The organism is Streptomyces sp. NPDC046900 (genome assembly GCF_040644975.1).
Classification (GTDB): domain Bacteria; phylum Actinomycetota; class Actinomycetes; order Streptomycetales; family Streptomycetaceae; genus Streptomyces.
This window is the reverse complement of sequence record NZ_JBEYXD010000066.1, coordinates 29,315-49,616: the sequence shown is the minus strand read 5'-3', so window position 1 is coordinate 49,616 and position 20,302 is coordinate 29,315. Positions and strand designations below refer to the sequence as shown.

Here is a 20,302-nt window from a genome sequence, read left to right as displayed (position 1 = left end):
GCCCCCGCCGGCGCCCGCCGGACGGGCTGGGTTCAGCCCGTCCGGCGTCCGGCTTTTCCGGGGGTCGGCTACTTGACCGATCCGGCCATGACCCCCTGCACGAAGTGCCGCTGGAACGCGAAGAACACCGCCACCGGCACGATCAGCGACAGAAACGCGCCGGGCGCCAGCACATCGATGTTGCTGCCGAACTGCCTTATCTGGGACTGGAGTTCCACGGTCAGCGGCTGCGAGGAGCTGTCGGCGAACAGCAGCGCCACCAGCATGTCGTTCCACACCCACAGGAACTGGAAGATGGCGAGGCTGGCGAGGGCGGGCCGCCCCACCGGGAGCACGAGCCGGGTGAAGATGCGCCACTCACTGCCGCCGTCCATCCGCGCCGCCTCCAGCATCTCCTTCGGTATCTCCGCGAAGTAGTTCCGCAGCAGGAACACGGCGAAGGGAAGCCCGTACGCCACGTGGAAGAGGACGACGCCCGGAATCGTGCCGAACAGCCCCAGCTGCCCGAAGAGTTTGGCGACCGGCAGCAGACCGATCTGCACCGGCACCACGAGCAGCGCGACCACCAGCAGGAAGATCGGCTCGCGCGCCGGGAAGTCCAGCCATGCGAAGGCGTATCCGGCGAGCGCCGCGAGCACGACGACCAGTGCGGTGGCCGGCACCGAGATCAGCACCGTGTTCCAGAACGCCTGCGTCATCCCGGCGTTCTTCAGCAGCGCCGAGTAGTTGTCGAAGGACAGCTGCCCGGGGCCGGCCAGGGCCGTCCACCAGCCGCCCTTCGCCGTGTCCTCGGCCGACCGGAGCGACGAGACGAACAGTCCCGCCAGCGGAGTGAGCCAGATCAGGCCGATCACCACGAGGAAGGCCTGCACCAGCCCGTTGCCGAGGCCGCGTCTGACCGCGTTCATCGCTGACTCCTTCGGAAACGGCGGACATTGAAGACCATCGCGGGAATCACCAGCAACAGGAGCAGCACGCCGAGCGCGCTGCCGAGCCCCTGGTTGTTGCCGCCGCCGAAGGAGACCAGCCACATCTGCGTCGCCAGCACGGTCGCGTCCTCCTGCACCGGCCCCGGCGCGATGATGTAGACGAGGTCGAAGACCTTCATCACATTGATCACCAGGGTCACGAAGACCACGGTCAGCACGGGTGCCAGCAGCGGAACGGTGATCCGCCGGAAGATCTGCCACTCGTTCGCCCCGTCCATCCGGGCCGCCTCCAGCGCGTCCCGGGGCAGTGTGGCGAGGCCCGCTCCGATCAGCACCATCGCGAAGCCGGTCCAGATCCACAGATACGCCCCGATGATCGCCGGCGTCACCAGCGTCGGTCCGAGCCAGGAGACACCCTGGTAGGGCGGTGCGAAGTTCGATCCCGGCAGCGTCACCGTGTACGAGCCGGAGTCCAGTCCGGAGAAGCGGAAGGAACCGTCGGACGCGGTCGTCGTGGTCGCCACGGTCCGCCCGTCGTGCACCGCCTCCACCTTCATCTGCGGCAGGCCGCTCTCCCCGCGGTCGACCACTCCCTGCTTCCCGCCCCCACCGGGTGTGAAGTCCAGGTAGACGACCCCGCGCACCTCGTCCGCGCCGGCCTTCTGCCCGGCCGCCCCGTACGCGGGCGCCGCTCCCGCGGGCAGGTCCTTGGGCAGTACCCCGACCAGTCCGAGGGCCACCGAGTCGCCCGGCGAGACGCCTGCGCTCGTGCGGTACGAGCCGTCGCGGCCTGCCGTGAGCCCCTGTCCGGTGCGGGCGCGTGCCGCCGGATAGGACGACGTGCCCTGGAAGGCGTCGTGGACCGAGACCACGGCGGCGTTCAGCACGCCCTTGTTCGGATCCTCGTCGTAAGCGAGGCGGAAGATGATGCCCGCGGCGAGGAAGGACACCGCCATCGGCATGAACAGCAGCAGTTTGAACGCCGTCGCCCAGCGGACCTTCTCCACCAGGACGGCCAGGATCAGACCGAGCCCGGTCAGCAGCGCGGGGGCGACGACCACCCAGATGGTGGTGTTCCGGATGGCCTTGAGCGTCGCCGGGTCACGGAACATCTCCGCGTAGTTGTCGCCGCCCACGAAGCGGGTGCCGGAGGCGTCGAAGAAGCTGCGTCCGACCGAGAACAGCACCGGGTAGACGACGAGGGCGCCGAGCAGCAGCAGCGCGGGGAAGACGAAGAGCAGGGCGACGATCCGCCCGCGTCGTCGCGTACGCCGCGCACGGGCGGCGGACGCGACGGACGGGGAACCCGCGTCTCTCGAGAGTGCGGTGGCGGTCATGTCCGCTCAGCCCTGGTACGCCTTGGCCGCCGCGTCCTCGAGCTGCGCCGCGGCCGCCTTCGGGTCGGACGGGTCGCGCAGGAAGTCCTGCAGCAGCTTCCACTCGCCGGCGCCCTTGGTGCCGCCGAAGGCCGCCGGGGCCTGGTCGGACATGTCGAAGCGGACCGAATCGCCTGCGGCGACCAGGGACTTGGCCGTCTCGCGGGTGACGTCGTCACCGTAGGAGGCGAGGTCCAGCTTCTTGTTCGGGGACAGGAAGCCGCCCGCCTTCGCCCACACGGCCGCCGCCTCAGGAGTCGCCAGGTACTCCATGAGCTTCATGCCGGCCTTGGCGTTCTTGCCGTCCTTGAGCACGACCGCCGCGTCACCGCCGCTGACCACGGGCGCCGTACCGCCGTCGACCGCCGGGAACGGGAAGAAGTCGGCGTCCTTGCCGATGGTCTTGCCGAACTGGTCGTGGGCGACACCGGCGACGAAGTCGCCCTCGTAGACCATGCCGGCCTCGGGCTTGGGACCGAAGACCTTCTCGACGGAGCCCGGGAAGTCGGTGTTGAGTGCCTCCTTCTGGCCGCCCGCTATCAGCTGCTTGTCCTTGAAGAGCTTGCCGAGCGTGGTGAGCGCCTTGACCACGCTCTCGTCGGTCCACTTCAGCTTGTGGGCGGCGAGCGCGTCGTACTTCTCGGGTCCGGCCTGGGAGAGGTAGATGTTCTCGAACCAGTCGGTGAGCGTCCAGCCGTCCTGACCTGCGACCGCGAAGGCGGCGAGGCCCGAGTCGGAGACCGTGTGCCCGGTCTTCAGCAGCTCGTCGTACGTCTTCGGCGCCTCGACCCCCGCCTGGGTGAACGCGTCCGGGCTGTACCAGATCGTCGACTTGTGGGCGGCCTTGAAGTAGAGGCCGTAGAGGGTGCCGTCGACGCTGCCGTAGTTCTTCCACACCGTCGCGAAGTCGGCGTCGACGGTCTGCTCGGCGGTCTTGGACAGCGGCTGGAGCCAGCCCTTCTTCGCGAACTGCTGGAGCACGCCGACCTGCGGGACCATCACGACGTCGGGCGCGTTGCCGCCCTCGATCTTGCTGCCGACGACGGTGGAGACGTTGTCGCCGGTGGAGACGAACTGCGTCTTGGCGCCGGTCTTCGCGGAGAACGCGTCCAGCACCTTCTGGAAGTTCTTCTGCTCGCTGCCGGACCAGACACCGGCCACAGTGACCGTCTGGCCGTTCAGCTCCTTGTCGCCGCCGCCTGCGGCAACGGGCCCGCCGCCGCAGGCGGTGGCGCCGAGCGCCAGGGCGAGGGCGGTGCAGCCGGAGAGCAGAGTGGTGCGTCGTCGCATCATCGTTGATGTCCCTTCGGGGAAGCGGGAATGGCGGGGTTGTGGTGTGGGGCTCAGAGGTCGGTGCCGTCGCTGATCCACCAGGCGGCCGTGGACCCGGCGAGCACCCCGGGCGCACAGGGGCCGCTGGCGAGCAGCGGGGTTCCGGAGACGGGGGCCGGCGTGGGTGCCGCACCGAAGTTGACGGCGCAGACGAGGTCGTCGCCGCGCACGAAGCCGAGGACACCCGGCGGTGTCTCCAGCCAGCGCAGGGGGCCCTCGCCCAGCTGGGAGAGCGCGGCGCGCAGTTGGAGGCCGTCGCGGTACAGGTGCCAGAAGGAGCGGGTGTCGGCGAGGGCCCGGTCCGTGGCGTGCTCGGCGAACCAGTCGGGCTGGGGCAGCCAGGGCCGCGCGCCCTCGGCGCCTGAGGTGAAGCCGAACGGGGAGGCCTGTCCCGACCACGGCAGGGGCACCCGGCACCCGTCCCGGATACGGGCGCGGCTTCCGGTGCGGTGGAAGATCGGGTCGGTGAGCACGTCGTCGGGTAGGTCGACGACCTCGGGCAGGCCCAGTTCCTCGCCCTGGTAGATGTACGCGGCGCCGGGCAGGGCCAGCATCAGCAGTGCCGCGGCGCGGGCCCGGGCGGCGCCCAGGCCGCTGCCCTCGGTGGCCGGTTCTCCGTAGCGGGTGACGGTGCGGACCTGGTCGTGGTTGTTGAGGACCCAGGTGACCGTGGAGCCGGTGCCCGCGATGTCCTGCATGGCCTCGGATATGACCTTGCGGAAGGCGTCCGCGTTCCAGGGGGCGCTGAGCAGATCGAAGAAGAACGCCTGGTGCAGCTCGTCCGGGCGGACGTACTGGGCGTGCTCGCGGGCGGTCGGTACGGAGACCTCGCCGACCAGAAGGCGTTCTCGGCCGTCGCGTGCCGTGTACTCCTCGCACACCGCACGCCAGTGCCGCCACACGTCGTGCACCTCGGGCTGGTTCCAGGCGAGCGGGTTGACCGAGTCACGGGTGCGGGCGTCGGCCTCGGGGTCGGGCGAGTCCGGCAGGCCGGGGTGTTTGAAGAGGCCGGCGGCGACGTCGATACGGAAGCCGTCCACGCCCCGGTCCAGCCAGAAGCGCAGCACCCGGTCGAACTCCGCGGCGACCTCGGGGTCGCGCCAGTTCCAGTCTGGCTGTTCGGGGGTGAACATGTGCAGGTACCACTGGCCGGGCCGGCCGTCCGCCTCGGTCACCCGGGTCCAGGCGGGACCGCCGAACATGGCGTGCCAGTTGTTGGGCGGCTTGCCGCCGTCGGCGCCGCGGCCGTCGGCGAAGTGGAAGCGGGCGCGGGCCGGGCTGCCGGGCGTCGCGGTCAGCGCCTCGCGGAACCACCGGTGCTCGCTGGAGCAGTGGTTGGGGACGATGTCCAGGAGCACCTTGATGCCGAGCCGCCGGGCGGCCGCCGTCAGCTGATCGAACTCGGCGAGGTCGCCGAAGAGCGGGTCGACGTCGCAGTAGTCGGCCACGTCGTAGCCGTGGTCGTACTGGGGCGAGGGGTAGAAGGGGCTCAGCCAGATCCCGTCGACGCCGAGTTTCTTCAGGTACGGCAGCCCGGCCCGGACGCCGGCCAGATCGCCTATGCCGTCTCCGGTGCTGTCCAGGAAGCTGCGGACGTACACCTGGTAGATCACTGCGTCCCGCCACCAGAGGTGGTTGTCGATGTACTGGGAACTCACCCCGTTGACCTGTCTGTGCGTGCTGAGGCGACCCGAAGCGGGGTCGACGGTTATGCATGCATGTTAGGTAGGCGTGTCATAAGAGTGTCAACGAATCTGCGGAAGCTGTTGGGAAGTTGGCCCTTCAAATCCGTATTTATCTGCCCAGGAGGAGCCAAGGTGAGATCGTGGCGTTACCTAACAAGTAACTAGCGAGCGACTAGCGGTGGGAAATGGCGGCCAGCTCCCGCGCCAGCCGTCGCACCGCGCTCTCGGGCGTCTCCTGCCCCGTCAGCGCGTCGTCCACCACCGCCTGCACGACCAGGCTCACCTGGTCGTAGCGCGGGCTCTTGGGACGCGGAGCGGCGGCCATGACGCTCGCCCGCAGGGTCGGCAGATAGGGGAACTGCCGTATCAGCACGGGGTCGTCGTAGAGCGCGGCACGCACCGGCGGGAGCGCGCCGCGGGTGAGGACCTGGCGCTGGACGCGCTCGCTGGTGAGGTACGCGATCAGACGCGCGGCGGACTCGGGGTGCCGCGCATGTGCGCTGACCGCCAGATTGGAGCCGCCCAGGACACTGGTGCCCGGGCCGTTCGGTCCCGGCAGCGGTACGGCGCCTACCTTCCCGGCGACCTCGGACCCCTTGGCCGAGGCGACGACGTACGCGTAGGGCCAGTTACGCAGGAAGAGCAGCCGGCCGTCCTGGAACGCCTGCTTGGACTCCTCCTCCTTGTACGTCAGCGCCTGTTTCGGTATCCATCCCTCGCGCACACCCCGGGCGAGGAAGCCGATGCCCTCACGCGCGGCGGCCGAGTTCACCGTGACGCGCTCGCCCTCGTCGCCGAGGATCGTGCCGCCCGCGGAGTACACCGCCTCGGCCGCGTTGACGGTGAGGCCCTCGTACGGCAGGAACTGCCCCGCGTAGCCGCCGAGTCCGTACTTCGGGGCGATGGTCTTCGCGTCCCGCTCCAGCTCGGCCCAGGTCCGCGGCGGCGCCACGCCCTCCTTGGCGAGGACGTCCTTGCGGTACAGGAGGAGACCGGCGTTGGTGACGTACGGGACCGCGTACAGCCGTCCGTCGTAGGTGGCGGTGTCGACGACCGGCGGCAGGAAGGTCTTCAACGGGAAGCGGTCGCGCGGCAGCGGGCGGATCCAGCCGGCCGCCGCGAACTCCGAGGTCCAGGCGACGTCGATGTTGAGGACGTCGAACCGGCTGCGGTCGCCGCCGCGCAGGTCGGTGGTCATCTGCGCATGGGTCTCGTCGGCGGAGTCCGGAAGTTCGACGAGAGTGACCCGTTCACCGGGGTGGGCGCGGTTCCAGCCCTCGAGCAGCGGGCCGAGATAGCCGGTCAGGTCTCCCGCGGTGGCCAGGGTGATCGGTCCGCAACCGCCCGCGATCCCGTCGTCGGCCCGGGCGCCCGAGGCGACGCAGCCGGCCATGACCACGGCCAGAACGAGGAGGCCCCTACCGGCGGTGCGCATCCACCGCATAGGTTCCTCCCTGTGCACCGGCACCCGGCGTCGTCGCCCGGGGTCAGAGGCCATGTATACCTGTTAGGTATGGGCGATACTAGGGTCTGGAGCACAATACGAGGACCCGAGGAGGAGAGCACGAGTGCGCCTGCCCCTCCTGGCCCTCCTCGCACGCGGCCCCGCCCACGGCTACGAGCTCAAGCAGGACCTTGAGCAACTGCTGGGCTCCGCGTACCCTCAGCCGAACGTCGGCCAGATCTACGTCACCCTCGGCCGCCTCGAGAAGTCGGGACTGATCGAGGGCGAGGAGGTCGAGCAGTCGAGCCGGCCCAACAAGAAGATCTACCACCTCACCGACGCCGGGCGGGAGGCGCTGCGCGCCTGGTACGAGGAGACGGCGGACGAACCGCGGGTGAGGGACGAGTTCTTCATGAAACTGGCACTCGCACCGCAGACCGGCCTCGCCGATCAGATCGCCCTGATCAACAAGCAGCGGCGCCAGTACCTCAACACCATGCGCAGCCTGTCGAAACTCGCCGCTGCCGAAGACCGCGACAACCGGATGGCCCATCTGCTGATCGAGGGCGCGATGCTGCATCTGCAGGCCGACCTCGACTGGCTGGAGCGGTGCCAGGAGGAACTGGAGGAGCAGGAGTGAGCGAGCGCCCCACTCCTCTGCTGCGGGCCGAGGGCCTCGTCAAGACCCACTACGGCGAGGGCGCGCCCGCGCACGCCGTGCGCGGGGTCGATCTGAGGGTGACGCGGGGCGAGTTCGTGGCCGTCACCGGCCCGTCCGGGGCCGGGAAGTCGACGCTGCTGCACCTGCTGGGGGGGCTGCAGCGGCCGGACGCCGGCAGCATCTGGCTGGACGGCGAGTGCACGGACTCCTACAGCGAGGCCCGCTGGGCCGTGGAGCGCAGAAGGCGCATCGGGATCGTCTTCCAGTTCTTCAACCTGGTGTCCAATCTGTCGGTCGCGGACAACGTCGAGTTGCCGGCACTGCTCGCCGGTGCGTCACCGAAGCAGGCACGCGCCGAGCGAGAGGAACTCCTCTCCGAACTGGGCCTCGCGGGCAAGGAGCGCAGCATGCCGGGCGAGTTGTCCGGCGGCGAGCAGCAACGGGTCGCGCTGGCCCGGGCCCTGGTCAACCATCCGCCGCTGCTCCTCGCCGACGAGCCCGCGGGCAGCCTCGACAGCAAGGGCACCCGCGAGGTGATGCGGCTGCTCTCCCGTTTCCACCAGCGTGGCCAGACCATCGTGCTGGTCACCCATGACGCCCGGCTGGCCAGCGCGGCCGACCGGGTGATCAGCTTCTTCGACGGCCGGATCGCGGACGACGCGGAACTGGACGGCACACCGTCACGCCGGACGGGAACATCCGGTGTGCTGGAGCTCAGGGACTGATCCGCGGTGCACGACGACCCGAGGGCGACCCCGTCCGCCCCGCCCGAGCCGAGAGGCTGACGCCGTGCGAGCCACCCTGCGCTGGGCGCACTCCGATCTGCGGACACATCGCGGCGAAGCCCTGTTCATCGTGCTGGCCACCGCCGGCGTCGTCGCCTCCCTGCTGCTGGCCGCGTCGCTCTTCGGGTATGCCACCAACCCCTGGCAGCGGGTCTTCACCCAGGCACGCGGCGCCCATGTGTGGATCCACACCGGCCGCGGCGCGGACACGGCCGAGCTGGCCGGTCTGGACGGCGTCCAGTCCGTCGCGGGTCCCTACCCGACCGAGGCCACGACCCTCGTCGCCCGCGGCACCCGCGCCGCCGTCGAACTGCGCGGCACACCGCGGCTGCCGTCCGTGGGCCGGCCGCTGATCACCTCGGGCCACTGGCTGAGCCCCGCGCAGCCCGACGGTGTGGTGCTGGAGAGCCGGCTCGCCCGGGCGCTGCTCGCCGAGCCCGGCGACACCCTGACCGTGGCGGGCACGGCCCGGACGCTCACCGTCGTCGGCGTCGCGGACAGCGCCGAACCCCGTTACAGCCCGGGCGAGCAGCCGGGGCTCGTCTGGGCACCGCCGGCCGCCGTGCGCGAACCCTCCGGCCAGGTCACCGGACTGCGCCTGGCCGATCCCGAGGACACGGACTACGCCGTCCAGCGCGCCGTCACCGTACTGGGAGCCGGTGCGGTCAGCGAGGTCTCCACCTGGCAGCAGGCCCGGGCCGAGGCGCAGGGTGACAACCGGCTGCTGGGCCAGGTGCTCGGCCTGTTCGGGCTCGGCGCGCTCGTGGCGGCCGGCTTCGCCGTGCACGGAGCGATCGGCACCCGCATCCGCGGACATCTGCGGGACATAGCCGTGCTCAAGGCGATCGGCTTCACACCCGGCCAGGTCGTACGGATCTTCCTGCTCCAGCACATCGCGTACGCGCTGCTCGGCGCCGTGGCGGCGGCCGCCCTCACCCAGGGGCTGGGCAGCCGGATCCCGGGGCGTCTCGGCGACGCGGTCGGTGTGTGGCAGGGGCTGCCCGACCACACAGTCGCCCTGTTCGCGGTGCCGGTGGCCGCCGTGCTGTTCATCGCCGCCACCACCTGGCTCGCGGCCTGGCGGTCCGGCCGGGTGCCTCCCGTGCCCGTGCCCCGGCCCGCGGCACCGGCCGGTGGCCGCCTGACGGGCGTGGCGCGCGGGGCCCTCGGACTGCGGCTGCCGCCGGCTCTGGTCCTCGGCTGGCACAAGGCGTTCACCCGCCGGCCCCGGTCGCTGGCCACGATCGCCCGGCTGGCGCTGCCACTGCTGCTGATGGTGGTGGCGATGAGCGCATGGACCACCATCGACCGCTTCCACAGCAGACCCGAGGAGGTCGGCCTCGCGGGGGCGCTCACGGTCCGCCCCGACAGCAGTCTCGACGACGCGTCAGCCCGTTCCCTCCTGCAGCGCAATCCGCAGGTGGCCGACGCCTACCCGGGCGTCCAGGTCGCGGCGCTGGTACCGGGCCAGACGGCCACGATCGCGCTGCGCGGGCTGGGCACCCGCACGGAGCCTTACCCGTTCGCCCTGGCCGAGGGCCGTCCGGCGCTGGGCCGTGACGAGGCGGTGGCCGGGCAGGGGTTGCTCGACCTGCTGGACGTGCGCGTGGGCGACTGGGTGCGGATGACGGTGGGCGACCAGCCCCAGATCCTGCACATCGTGGGCCGCAGCATCGAGCCGGAGAACGCCGGGCGGGTCATCTCCACCTCGCTCGACACCCTGCGCGAGAACGACCCCCGGCTGCGCCCCACGCTCTACCAGATCCGGCTCCGCCCCGGCGCCGACCCGCACGAGGTCGCCGGCGAACTGGCGGCGTCGGCCCCCGGGCATCTCGACGTGCACCCCGTGACGAATCCGGCGGACGGCCTCGGGCCACTGCGCGGAGTCGTCGCCGGACTGATCGCCGTCCTCGCGCTGATCGGAATGGTCGAACTGCTGAGCGCGATCGGCGGCACCGTCCGCGAGAGCGAGCGGGACCTGCTGGCGCTCAAGGCCATCGGCCTGTCCCCGCGGCAGATCACCGCGATCACCGTCACCGCCACCGCCTGCACCGCCCTGGCCGCGGTGTGCGTCGGCACGGCGCTGGGGATTCCGCTCGCCCACTGGCTGATCGACGTACAGGGCAGATCCAGCGGTATGGGCGCCGGGCTGGCCGAGGGCCCCTCCCCCGCCCTTCTGCTGGCGTTCGGGGCCGCCGCCGTGCTGGGCGCCGCGGCCCTCGCGGCCCTGCCCGCAGCCCGGGCGACACGCCGCCGCCTCGCGGACACCTTGAGCGCGGTGGCCTGAGCGGCGGCTGCGGAGAGGGCGGTCCGGCCGCCCCCTCCGCTCCCCTGGGTCTTAACGGCCGCGCAGCTCGCGGTACTTGTCGACAAGGGCCTTGGTGGACTCGTCCAGGCCCGGCACCTCGGCGCCCTCGGTCAGCGCGGGCTCGACGCGCTTGGCGAGGACCTTGCCCAGCTCCACACCCCACTGGTCGAAGGAGTCGATGTTCCAGATCGCACCCTGGACGAACACCTTGTGCTCGTAGAGCGCGACGAGCTGGCCGAGCACCGACGGGGTCAGGTCGGTGGCGAGGATGGTGGAGGTCGGGTGGTTGCCCTGGAACGTCTTGTGCGCCACCAGCTCCTCGGGCACACCTTCGGCGCGGACCTCGTCGGCGGTCTTGCCGAACGCCAGCGCCTGCGTCTGGGCGAAGAAGTTGGCCATGAGCAGGTCGTGCTGGGCCTTGAGCTCGTCCCCCAGCTCCCCGACCGGGTTGGCGAAGCCGATGAAGTCGGCCGGGATCAGCTTGGTGCCCTGGTGGATGAGCTGGTAGTAGGCGTGCTGGCCGTTGGTGCCCGGCGTCCCCCACACGACCGGCCCGGTCTGCCACTCCACCTCGCGTCCCTCGCGGTCCACGGACTTGCCGTTGGACTCCATGTCCAGTTGCTGGAGGTAGGCGGTGAACTTGGACAGGTAGTGCGAGTAGGGCAGGACCGCATGCGACTGGGCGTCGTGGAAGTTGCCGTACCAGATGCCGAGCAGACCCAGCAGCAGCGGGACGTTGGACTGGGCGGGCGCGGTGCGGAAGTGCTCGTCGACGGTGTGGAAGCCGTCGAGCATCTCGCGGAACTGCTCCGGGCCGATGGCGATCATCAGCGACAGGCCGATCGCCGAGTCGTACGAGTAGCGGCCGCCGACCCAGTCCCAGAACTCGAACATGTTGTCGACGTCGATACCGAACTCGGCGACCTTCCCGGAGTTCGTCGACAGGGCCACGAAGTGCTTCGCGACCGCCTCCTGACCGGCCTTCAGACCGGTGAGCAGCCAGTTGCGGGCCGAGGTGGCGTTGGTGACCGTCTCGATCGTGGTGAACGTCTTGGAGGCGACGATGAACAGCGTCTCCGCCGGATCCAGGTCCCGCGTGGCCTCGTGCAGATCGGCGCCGTCCACGTTGGAGACGAAACGGAAGGTCAGCGAGCGGTCGGTGAAGGCGCGCAGCGCCTCGTACGCCATCGCCGGGCCGAGGTCCGAGCCGCCGATGCCGATGTTCACGACGTTGCGGATCCGCTTGCCGGTGTGGCCGGTCCACTCGCCCGAGCGGATCCGGTTCGCGAAGGCGGCCATCTTGTCGAGGACCGCGTGGACCTTCGGCACCACGTTCTCGCCGTCGACCTCGATCACCGCGTCCCGCGGCGCGCGCAGCGCGATGTGCAGGACCGCCCGGTTCTCGGTGACGTTGATCTTCTCACCGCGGAACATGGCGTCCCGGAGACCGAACACGTCCCGCCCGGCGGCCAGCTCGCGCAGCAGCCGCAGCGTCTCATCGGTGACCAGGTGCTTGGAGTAGTCGACGTGCAGATCGCCGACGTCGAGGGTGTAGCCGCTGCCGCGCCCGGGGTCCGCCGCGAACAGGTCCCGCAGGCCCACCTCGCCGAGCTCCTCGCGGTGCTTGGCCAGAGCGGTCCACTCGGGCGTCTGGTTGAGCCTGGTACGGCTGTCTGCGTTCATCTCGGACTTCAGCCTTCTTCCTTGCGTGTGCTGCTGCGTACCTCGCCCCGCTGCCGGTCCCAACCTAATTGATCAGGGCGCCGAGTGACCGGTGGTCGCGCCGTCCTGTGGCGTAACAACAGGTACGTCCGGATTGCGCCCAGTTGTCAACGAGGTCACGACGAGTCCGAAGAGCAGGGCACCGAGGGTGCGCCGGAGGCCGGGGCCGTACGGAAGAGGGATCCGGCACGGCGCGCCGAGGCGTCGGTGCACCGCGCTGGGCGGCGAAGCCTCCGGCGAGTCATCGCCGAGTACGCCGTCTCGAGGCCAGGTGTCCCGCGTCGGCCTCGTCCAGCGGGCGGGTCATGTGCGCGCGGGATCCCGACCGGCCGGCAGCCCCCTAAGACCGACCACGGACGTGGCCGCAGGCCATCACAAAGAATGACAAAGGGACTCGTCCGTGAGCCGTGCGGCGCGCCGGGCAGGGCGCGTCCTCGAACCAGGGACCAGTACGGTGGCGCGCAGCCGTCCACGCCCCCGCGCGCCGCGCAGGCGCACGCAGAGTGGCCGCCTCACCCGTCATCACGTGTCCCCCTCACGCCGCGCCGATGCGCAAACCGTGGAGGGCGCCGCTGACAACGGCCCGTGAGGCGAACGGCACCGGTGGACGGAGACGGCTCCGGCCGGGCACCCTTCGATGCCCGGCCATGGGACGGCGAGCCCGAGCCACGTCGAGGGCTCGGGGATCGGTCCCTAGATCTCGCCCCGCAGTTTGGCGAGCGCCTCGGCGAGGATCGCCTCGCCGTCCGCGTCGCTGCGCCGTTCCCTTACGTACGCGAGATGCGTCTTGTAGGGCTCGGTGCGCGGCGGGTCCGGCGGGTTGTCCCGGTCCTGACCAGCCGGAAAGCCGCAGCGCGGGCAGTCCCAGTTGTCGGGAACCTGCGCGTCGCTGGCGAAGCTCGGCTGCGTCTCGTGCCCGTTGGAGCACCAGAAGGAGATGCGCAGACGCGGCGCGGACTCACCGCGCTCGGCCTCGCCCATCGGCCCCGCCCCGACCCGGCTTCCTCGGATCGCGTTGCCACTTGCCACGGTCGTAACTCCCTGCGTGATGGTGCCGCGAAGCGAGTCGGCGTTTCGCCTCGTTGCGAGCGCCTCAGTCTACGTAAGGCCCAACGCGCGTCCAGTGATGGGAGTTACCCCCGCCCCTAGACGCAAGCCCCATGATAGGCCGCGTCCGAAGACCCGTACCGAACATGGGGCGTTACGTGCTTTTTGTGTGGTCTGTCTTTATGCGCGACTTGCAGGCGTCCGCAGACGCTAGCCCTTGACCTTCATCAGGACGCCGAGCACCACGATGCACGCGAACCAGAGAAGACCGATCACGATGGTGATCCGGTCGAGGTTGCGCTCGGCGACCGAGGAGCCGCCGACGGAGGACTGCATGCCACCACCGAACATGTCGGAGAGGCCGCCGCCCTTCCCCTTGTGCATCAGCACCAGCAGCATCAGCAGCAGGCTGAAGATGATCAGGGCGATCGAGAACCCCAAAACCACGGCTGGACCAACTTCCTCGGACTTGGATGGACGACGGGGCCGAAGCTCTTATTGAAACTTCACGTTCCGAATAACAGCCTCGGCCCCGCAAGGGTACGACGGATCGCCTCTACGTCATACTCACGACTTTTACGCTCGCCCCGGGGGCCCGGCTCACTGGTCGCGGAAGCGGACGATCTTGACGAACTCGTCGGCGTCCAGTGAGGCACCACCGACCAGAGCGCCGTCGATGTCCGGCTTTGACATGATTTCGGCCACATTGCCGGACTTGACCGAGCCGCCGTACTGGATGCGTACCTTGTCGGCCACGTCCTGCGAGTACAGTTCAGCGATCTTGCCACGGATCGCCGCGCAGACCTCCTGCGCGTCCTCGGCGCCGCAGACCTTGCCCGTACCGATGGCCCAGACAGGCTCGTAGGCGATCACGATCGACTCGGTCTGCTCGGCCGGCAGGTCCTTCAGACCGCCCTCGACCTGCGACAGCGTGTGCGCGACGTGGTCGCCCGACTCGCGGACGCCCAGCTCCTCGCCGACGCACAGGATCGGGGTCAGACCGTGCTTGAAGGCGGCCTTGGCCTTCGCGTTCACGATCTCGTCGGTCTCGTGGTGGTACTGGCGGCGCTCGGAGTGGCCGACCACCACGTAGGTGCACTTGAGCTTGGCCAGCATGGCACCGGAGATCTCGCCGGTGTAGGCCCCGGAGTCGTGCGCCGAGAGGTCCTGAGCACCGTACTTGATCTTGAGCTTGTCCCCGTCCACCAGGGTCTGCACGGAGCGCAGGTCGGTGAAGGGCGGCAGGACGGCGACCTCGACGGCCTCGTAGTCCTTGTCCGCGAGGGCGAAGGCGAGCTTCTGGACGTGGGCGATGGCCTCGAGGTGGTTGAGGTTCATCTTCCAGTTGCCCGCCATCAGCGGCATGCGCTCGGCGGAAATTGCGTCAGCCATCGAGGTTCAGTCCTCCAGTGCGGCGAGGCCGGGGAGCGTCTTGCCCTCGAGGTACTCGAGGGAGGCGCCACCGCCGGTCGAGATGTGTCCGAATGCCGACTCGTCGAAGCCCAGGGTGCGGACGGCGGCGGCGGAGTCGCCGCCGCCGACCACGGTGAAGCCCTTGCAGTCGACGAGGGCCTGGGCGACCGCCTTGGTGCCCTCGGCGTAGTCGGGGTGCTCGAAGACGCCCATGGGGCCGTTCCAGAAGACGGTGGCCGCGTCGGCGAGCTTCGAGGCATACAGCTTGCGGGTCTCCGGACCGATGTCCAGGCCCAGCTGGCCGGCCGGCATCGCGTCCGCGGCGACGACGGTCGGGTTGGCCGGGGCCTTGGTCTTCAGATCCGGGAATTCCGGGGCGACCAGCACGTCGACCGGAAGGAGCAGCTCGACGCCGCTCTTCCCCGCCCGCTCGATGTACTCGGTCACGGCCGGGAGCTGGTCCTCCTGCAGGAGGGAGCTACCGACCTCGTGACCCATGGCCTTGAGGAAGGTGTAGACCATGCCGCCGCCGATGAGCAGCCGGTCGGCCTTGGCGAGCAGCTCGTCGATCACGGCGAGCTTGTCGGAGACCTTGGCGCCGCCGAGCACGACGACGTAGGGCCGCCGGACGTCCTCGGTGAGCTTCTTCAGGACGCCGACCTCGGTGGCGATGAGGTAGCCGGCGTAGTGCGGCAGGCGGGCCGGCAGGTCGTACACGGAGGCGTGCTTGCGGTGGACCGCGCCGAAGCCGTCGCCCACGTACACGTCGGCGAGGGCGGCGAGCTGGTCGGCGAACTCGCCGCGCTCGGTGTCGTCCTTGGAGGTCTCGCCGGGGTTGAAGCGAAGGTTCTCGATGACCGCGACCTGGCCGGGCTGGAGGCCGTTCACCGCCTCGTGGGCGGCGGGGCCGACGGTGTCCTGGGCGAACGCGACCGGCGCGCCGAGGAGTTCACCGAGGCGCTCGGCGGCGGGCAGCAGCGAGAAGGCCGGGTCCGGGGCGCCCTTGGGACGGCCCAGGTGCGAGGCGACGACCACCTTGGCGCCCGCGTCGGCGAGGGCCTTGACGGTGGGCAGCACGGCACGGATACGGCCGTCGTCGGTGATGAGGCCGTCGGCGAGCGGGACGTTGAGGTCGGCTCGGACGAAGACCCGCTTGCCGTCCACGCCTTCGGAGAGAAGTTCGTCGATCGTCTTCATAAAGGGGCTCCTGGGGAGGGCTCTTGATCGTACGAGGGCTGATGAATCTGCGCGCGAACCCGTCCGCGCCCGCGGGCCGGCTCGCCACACGTGCGGCAGGGCTCGGGCGGCGCGACGGTGCGCTGCCCGAGCCCTGCTATCGCATCTGGGTGCCTGCTTCGGCGATCAGAGCTGGTTGCCGACGAAGACCGTGAGGTCGACGAGGCGGTTGGAGTAGCCCCACTCGTTGTCGTACCAGCCGATGACCTTCACGTTCTTGCCCTCCTGGACCATGGTCAGGGAGGAGTCGAAGGTGCAGGACGCCGGGGCGTTGACGATGTCGGAGGAGACGATCGGGTCCTCCGTGTAGTCGAGGAGACCCTTGAGCTCGCCCTCGGCGGCCTTCTGGAAGGCGGCGTTGACCTCTTCCTTGGTGACCTCGCGGCTGAGCTCGACGACCAGGTCGGTGACCGAGCCGGTCGGGACCGGGACGCGCATGGCGATGCCGTCCAGCTTGCCCTTCAGCTGCGGCAGGACCAGGGCGGTGGCCTTGGCGGCACCGGTGGTGGTCGGGATGATGTTCTCGGCGGCGGCACGGGCGCGGCGCAGGTCCTTGTGCGGGAAGTCCAGGATGCGCTGGTCGTTCGTGTACGCGTGCACCGTGGTCATCAGACCCTTGACGATGCCGAAGTTCTCGTCGAGGACCTTCGCCATCGGCGCCACACAGTTGGTGGTGCAGGAGGCGTTGGAGATGACGTGGTGGTTCGCCGGGTCGTAGGTGTCCTGGTTGACACCCATGACGATGGTGACGTCCTCATTCTTGGCCGGGGCCGAGATGATGACCTTCTTGGCGCCACCGGCGATGTGCTTCTCGGCGTCTTCCTTCTTGGTGAAGATGCCGGTCGACTCGATGACGACGTCGACACCCAGCTCACCCCAGGGGATGTCGGCCGGGTTGCGCTCGGACAGGACCTTGATCGTCTTGCCGTCGACGGTGATGGTGTCCTCGGTGTGGGACACCTCCGCCTTCAGGCGGCCGAGGATGGTGTCGTACTTCAGCAGGTGAGCGGTGGTCGCGGTGTCACCCAGGTCGTTGACAGCCACGATCTCGATGTCTGCACCCTGCTCCAGCAGCGCGCGGAAGTAGTTACGACCGATGCGGCCGAAGCCGTTGATGCCTACGCGGATCGTCACGAACCGATCTCCTCGTTGGTACGCCGGCCTTCGATGCCGGCGAGCTCTATTGGGATGTCCCCGACCGCCTATGACCCTACCTCCCTGACGCCCCCGGAGTGACATCGAGATGGCTCATACACGGCAGGGCGGTCCGTACCCGTCAGTAGGGGTACGGACCGTCCTGGCCCCAAGGCTCGATCACCCGTTCCGGCGATACGAGACCAACTGCCGTTGACTACGGACCGTCAGCCACCGAGAGCGGCCAGTGACTTCTTGATGAGCACCGCCCGGTCGGCCGCCGAGGCGATGTGCTCGAGACCGAAGCCCAGCAGCACGGTCCGGTCCGTCGTGACCGCGCCGTATGTCTTGAACAGGGCCCCGGTGCGCGCCCAGTCCTTCAGGACCGCGGGGCTGCCGGCGGGCGGTCCGGCCACGCTCCAGGCGCCGAAGGACGTCTCGAAGCCCTCCGTCCCGGTGGCCGCGCCCCCGGTGACGAGCGAGGTGTCGTCGACGAGGACGCCATGGCCGCCGCTGCCCGGGTCGGTGATGTAGCTGAGCGAGACCTCGACCGTTCTGCCCGCGTACGCGCTCAGGTCGAAGTCCGCCTGCTGCCAGCCGTTGGAAGCGCCGGTGAGGCTGTGCCACGTGCCGGTGGTCCCGTTCGCGGTGCAGCCGTTCGCCGTCACGGTCAGATAGTGCTTGAGCCACGGGTGCTCGCCCACAAGGAATCCGGCCTGGCACTCCGACGGCACCGCGTCGCTCGTGGCGCCACCGGCCTCCGGCAGGGTCGTCCAGTCGTCGGCCCCCACGGTGTGGATCTCGACCACCGCGTGGTCGTAGCCCGGCTCGGTGTCCCACAACAGCCGGGTGCGCAGCGTGGGCTTGTCGGCCGCGCCCACCTTGGTGAGGTCGATGGTGCGGGCGAGTCGCTTGTACGCGTCGTCGGTGTGGACGGCGGCCGCCATGTACGAGCCCGCGTACGGCCCGTACGGGTTGACGGTTCCGGCGAACTGGCCGGCCCCGGCGCTGGCGAACTGCGGGTACCGGTCGGCGGGCAGTTCCTCGGAGGTGACGCCGTACGTGCCCGCCCTGTCCAGCGGGTTGCCGGGCGCGCCACCCAGCGCCCCGGTGAAGCCGGCGAGACCGCCGGCGCCGGTGAAGCCGGTGGCCCCCGGCGTCGACGTACGCGAGTAGGCGCCCAGGTAGTACTGGCTGAAGTCGTCCGAAAGGGTCCCGTCGCCCAGGTCTACGGCGCCGCCCGCCCGCTCGCCCGCCTCGATCAGCTTGCCGCCCTCGTTGAGGAAGGCGCGCAGCTGGAGTTGGGTGGCGTTGCCCGGCACGCCCGCTCCCGTGTAGTGCACGACCGTCCTGAAGTGGTCCAGCACACCGAGCGCGTCGGGTGCGCCCTGCGTGGCGACGTCCCAGACGATCGCCTTGCGGCCGCTCGCGCTCAGCGCGTCGACGTAGGTCTGCGCCTGGGCGGCCTTGGCGCCCTCCTCGGCGACCACGAGCGTGTCCGCCTTGGTTCGTTCGGCGACGGTGTAGGTGAAATGCCCGCTGGACGTCGGCTTCCCGTTCTTCGTCCTGCCGGTGAACCACACCTCGACCTTGTCGCCCGGTTGGCCCTTACGCACCTCGGCCCGGTACTCGTCGAAGTAGAGGTTGTCCTCGCCGCCGTACGTCTCGCCGCCCTTCCAGGGCTTGAGCGACCGGTCGTGGACGCGGCCGCCGTTGACGCGGTACTTGAGCTCCTTGTCGCGCACCGATTTGCGTACGACGACCGAGACCTCCTGGTCCGCGCCCCGCGAGTACGACGTCGGGAAGGCGGCCGGGGTGAAATCGGGCGCGTCCATGCCGACCGAGGACGTCGGCTGGTCAGGGTGCGACGCCGTCTCGGCGACGGAGAGGGCGAAGGGGATGTTCTTCTCGAACTCGTCCTGGATCAGCTTCTCGTCGTCGGGGAAGTTGAAGACCGACTGGCAGTCGGCCGCGTTCCAGGCGTCGTTCGGGTCGATGTTCGAGGCGGTCTGGCAGGTCGACATCTCCGGCGTGAACATCGCCATGCCGTTGACGTTCGACGCGTCGCCGTCCGCCTCACCGTTGGTGGTGTAGAGCTCCGAGGAGACCTGCGAGCGGTAACCGGGGATCGCCGGGTTGTCCGGGGTGCCGGCGAGCGCCTTGTAGAGGACGTCGTCCGGGGTGGGCGTGGCGACCTGCCAGCCGACGCCGTAGAGGAGGAGTTCGGCGGCGGAGTGGTAGTTGATGCCGTACGTGAACCCGATGCGCTTCTCGAAGGCGCTCAGCGCGCGGGTCTCGGGCTCGGACGCGGGGCTCGCGCCGCGGTAGGTCTGGCTGGTGGGGTTGGGGGACGAACCCTCGTCGTCGTAGCCCCACTTGTAGCCGAAGTTGCGGTTGAGGTCGACGCCGTCGCCGGTGCTGATGCCCCCGTCCCCGTTCACGTCCCGCAGGTTCTTGCGCCACAGGCGGGTGGTGGAGTCCTTGAAGGTGTAGTCGTATCCGTCCGGGTTGGCCGAGACGACGAACCACAGCTCGGTGGAGTCGACGATCTTCTTGACGCGCTTGTCCGTGGTGTAGCGGTCCAGGTAGTAGTGCATCAGCCGGCGGGTCATCTCCGGCGTGATCCACTCCCGTGCGTGCTGGTTGGAGACGTACAGCACCGAGGGCTTGGAGCCGTCCTTCGACTTCTTCGCGTTCTTGGTCAGTTTGAGCGCGAGGATGTGCTGGCCGTTGATCGTCCGGCCGATGGATTCGACCTTGGTGAGACCGGGATGGGCCTGCGCCGTCCTGACGATCTCCTTCTCGATGCCGCCCTTTCCGCTGTAGGGGCGGAAGACGCCCTCTGACGCGCCGTCGACCCGCGCCTCGGCCTTGGCCGACAGCGTGTGCTCGGTGAGCGCCACGCCCTGCTTCTGAAGCCGGTCGGCCTGACGGTCGGTGAGGTAGACCTCGACCTCGGTCTTGCCGTTCCCGGTCACTTGCTCGCCGAGTTCGTGCCCGTCCTGTCCGGCCTTCAGCAGCAGGGGCACCTGCTGCTGGGTGACCTCGGCGCGGAAGACCTTGACCTCGTCCCCCTCGGTCTTGCCGGCGGAGCCTCCGGTCTGCGCCCAGGCGATGGGTCCGAGGCTCGCTCCGCCGAGCAGAAGCGCGCCGACGGCGAGGATCGATCTCGCTCTGTGTCTCATGAACCCCCCTCGCAATGGCTCGCCACAGCGGCGAGCCATTGCCAG

Annotated in this window: 15 protein-coding genes; 3 read left to right on the top strand and 12 right to left on the bottom strand. The window is 69.7% G+C overall.

Features of this window, described 5'->3' with window-relative positions; translation table 11 throughout:
- Positions 1-68: 68 nt before the first annotated feature.
- The 5 genes from ABZ904_RS38145 to ABZ904_RS38125 all read right to left on the bottom strand — a co-directional run bounded on the left by ABZ904_RS38145 (position 69) and on the right by ABZ904_RS38125 (position 6,766).
- A complete protein-coding gene (locus ABZ904_RS38145; RefSeq protein ID WP_359392395.1) occupies positions 69-908 on the bottom strand; it encodes a carbohydrate ABC transporter permease in 840 nt (279 codons plus the stop codon).
- Positions 905-2,266 carry an ABC transporter permease subunit gene (locus ABZ904_RS38140; protein WP_359392393.1) on the bottom strand — a complete coding sequence of 454 codons (1,362 nt, stop codon included), beginning with the start codon at positions 2,264-2,266 and terminating at the stop codon, positions 905-907. The genes ABZ904_RS38145 and ABZ904_RS38140 overlap by 4 nt, the downstream gene beginning before the upstream one ends.
- Before the next feature lie 6 nt (positions 2,267-2,272).
- Entirely contained in the window at positions 2,273-3,598 is a 1,326-nt protein-coding gene (locus ABZ904_RS38135; RefSeq protein WP_361828727.1) for an extracellular solute-binding protein, read from the bottom strand.
- Between the two features lie 50 nt (positions 3,599-3,648).
- The gene (locus tag ABZ904_RS38130) at positions 3,649-5,295 is read right to left on the bottom strand and encodes an alpha-amylase family glycosyl hydrolase (RefSeq protein ID WP_361828725.1); all 1,647 of its coding nucleotides are present in this window, start codon (positions 5,293-5,295) and stop codon (positions 3,649-3,651) included.
- A gap of 199 nt (positions 5,296-5,494) precedes the next feature.
- The gene (locus tag ABZ904_RS38125; protein ID WP_361828723.1) at positions 5,495-6,766 is read right to left on the bottom strand and encodes an ABC transporter substrate-binding protein; all 1,272 of its coding nucleotides are present in this window, start codon (positions 6,764-6,766) and stop codon (positions 5,495-5,497) included.
- A gap of 124 nt (positions 6,767-6,890) precedes the next feature.
- Here ABZ904_RS38125 and ABZ904_RS38120 point away from each other — a divergent pair, with 124 nt between their 5' ends.
- The 3 genes from ABZ904_RS38120 to ABZ904_RS38110 all read left to right on the top strand — a co-directional run bounded on the left by ABZ904_RS38120 (position 6,891) and on the right by ABZ904_RS38110 (position 10,499).
- A complete protein-coding gene (locus ABZ904_RS38120; protein ID WP_359392385.1) occupies positions 6,891-7,406 on the top strand; it encodes a PadR family transcriptional regulator in 516 nt (171 codons plus the stop codon).
- Positions 7,403-8,152 carry an ABC transporter ATP-binding protein gene (locus tag ABZ904_RS38115; RefSeq protein ID WP_359392383.1) on the top strand — a complete coding sequence of 250 codons (750 nt, stop codon included), beginning with the start codon at positions 7,403-7,405 and terminating at the stop codon, positions 8,150-8,152. Before ABZ904_RS38120 ends, ABZ904_RS38115 begins: the two co-directional genes overlap by 4 nt.
- Positions 8,153-8,216: 64 nt before the next feature.
- Complete coding sequence (locus tag ABZ904_RS38110; RefSeq protein WP_359392381.1) at positions 8,217-10,499, top strand: FtsX-like permease family protein; 2,283 nt, start codon at positions 8,217-8,219, stop codon at positions 10,497-10,499.
- Between the two features lie 51 nt (positions 10,500-10,550).
- On the opposite strand, the gene pgi is transcribed toward ABZ904_RS38110, so the two are convergent.
- From pgi to ABZ904_RS38075, 7 genes are all read right to left on the bottom strand, one after another.
- On the bottom strand, positions 10,551-12,203 hold the full coding sequence (pgi, locus tag ABZ904_RS38105) for a glucose-6-phosphate isomerase (RefSeq protein ID WP_359392379.1): 1,653 nt from the start codon (positions 12,201-12,203) through the stop codon (positions 10,551-10,553).
- Between the two features lie 732 nt (positions 12,204-12,935).
- Complete coding sequence (locus ABZ904_RS38100; protein WP_078947476.1) at positions 12,936-13,271, bottom strand: RNA polymerase-binding protein RbpA; 336 nt, start codon at positions 13,269-13,271, stop codon at positions 12,936-12,938.
- A 228-nt stretch (positions 13,272-13,499) separates the two neighbouring features.
- The gene (gene secG / locus ABZ904_RS38095; RefSeq protein ID WP_359392376.1) at positions 13,500-13,736 is read right to left on the bottom strand and encodes a preprotein translocase subunit SecG; all 237 of its coding nucleotides are present in this window, start codon (positions 13,734-13,736) and stop codon (positions 13,500-13,502) included.
- 153 nt (positions 13,737-13,889) lie between these two features.
- Positions 13,890-14,645, bottom strand: coding sequence for a triose-phosphate isomerase (gene tpiA, locus ABZ904_RS38090; RefSeq protein WP_359392566.1), 756 nt, complete (start codon positions 14,643-14,645; stop codon positions 13,890-13,892).
- Positions 14,646-14,687: 42 nt separating this feature from the next.
- A complete protein-coding gene (locus ABZ904_RS38085) occupies positions 14,688-15,899 on the bottom strand; it encodes a phosphoglycerate kinase (RefSeq protein WP_359392374.1) in 1,212 nt (403 codons plus the stop codon).
- Positions 15,900-16,064: 165 nt separating this feature from the next.
- On the bottom strand, positions 16,065-17,072 hold the full coding sequence (gap, locus tag ABZ904_RS38080) for a type I glyceraldehyde-3-phosphate dehydrogenase (protein WP_359392372.1): 1,008 nt from the start codon (positions 17,070-17,072) through the stop codon (positions 16,065-16,067).
- A gap of 227 nt (positions 17,073-17,299) precedes the next feature.
- Positions 17,300-20,257 carry a M14 family zinc carboxypeptidase gene (locus ABZ904_RS38075; RefSeq protein ID WP_361828719.1) on the bottom strand — a complete coding sequence of 986 codons (2,958 nt, stop codon included), beginning with the start codon at positions 20,255-20,257 and terminating at the stop codon, positions 17,300-17,302.
- Between the last annotated feature and the right edge of the window lie 45 nt (positions 20,258-20,302).

Bases quoted from the DNA above. Each gene is read 5' to 3' on its own strand.
- ABZ904_RS38145 (WP_359392395.1), bottom strand. From the start codon at position 908: ATGAACGCGGTCAGACGCGGCCTCGGCAACGGGCTGGTGCAGGCCTTC.
- ABZ904_RS38140 (WP_359392393.1), bottom strand. From the start codon at position 2,266: ATGACCGCCACCGCACTCTCGAGAGACGCGGGTTCCCCGTCCGTCGCG.
- ABZ904_RS38135 (WP_361828727.1), bottom strand. From the start codon at position 3,598: ATGATGCGACGACGCACCACTCTGCTCTCCGGCTGCACCGCCCTCGCC.
- ABZ904_RS38125 (WP_361828723.1), bottom strand. From the start codon at position 6,766: ATGCGGTGGATGCGCACCGCCGGTAGGGGCCTCCTCGTTCTGGCCGTG.
- pgi (WP_359392379.1), bottom strand. From the start codon at position 12,203: ATGAACGCAGACAGCCGTACCAGGCTCAACCAGACGCCCGAGTGGACC.
- tpiA (WP_359392566.1), bottom strand. From the start codon at position 14,645: ATGGCGGGCAACTGGAAGATGAACCTCAACCACCTCGAGGCCATCGCC.
- ABZ904_RS38085 (WP_359392374.1), bottom strand. From the start codon at position 15,899: ATGAAGACGATCGACGAACTTCTCTCCGAAGGCGTGGACGGCAAGCGG.
- ABZ904_RS38075 (WP_361828719.1), bottom strand. From the start codon at position 20,257: ATGAGACACAGAGCGAGATCGATCCTCGCCGTCGGCGCGCTTCTGCTC.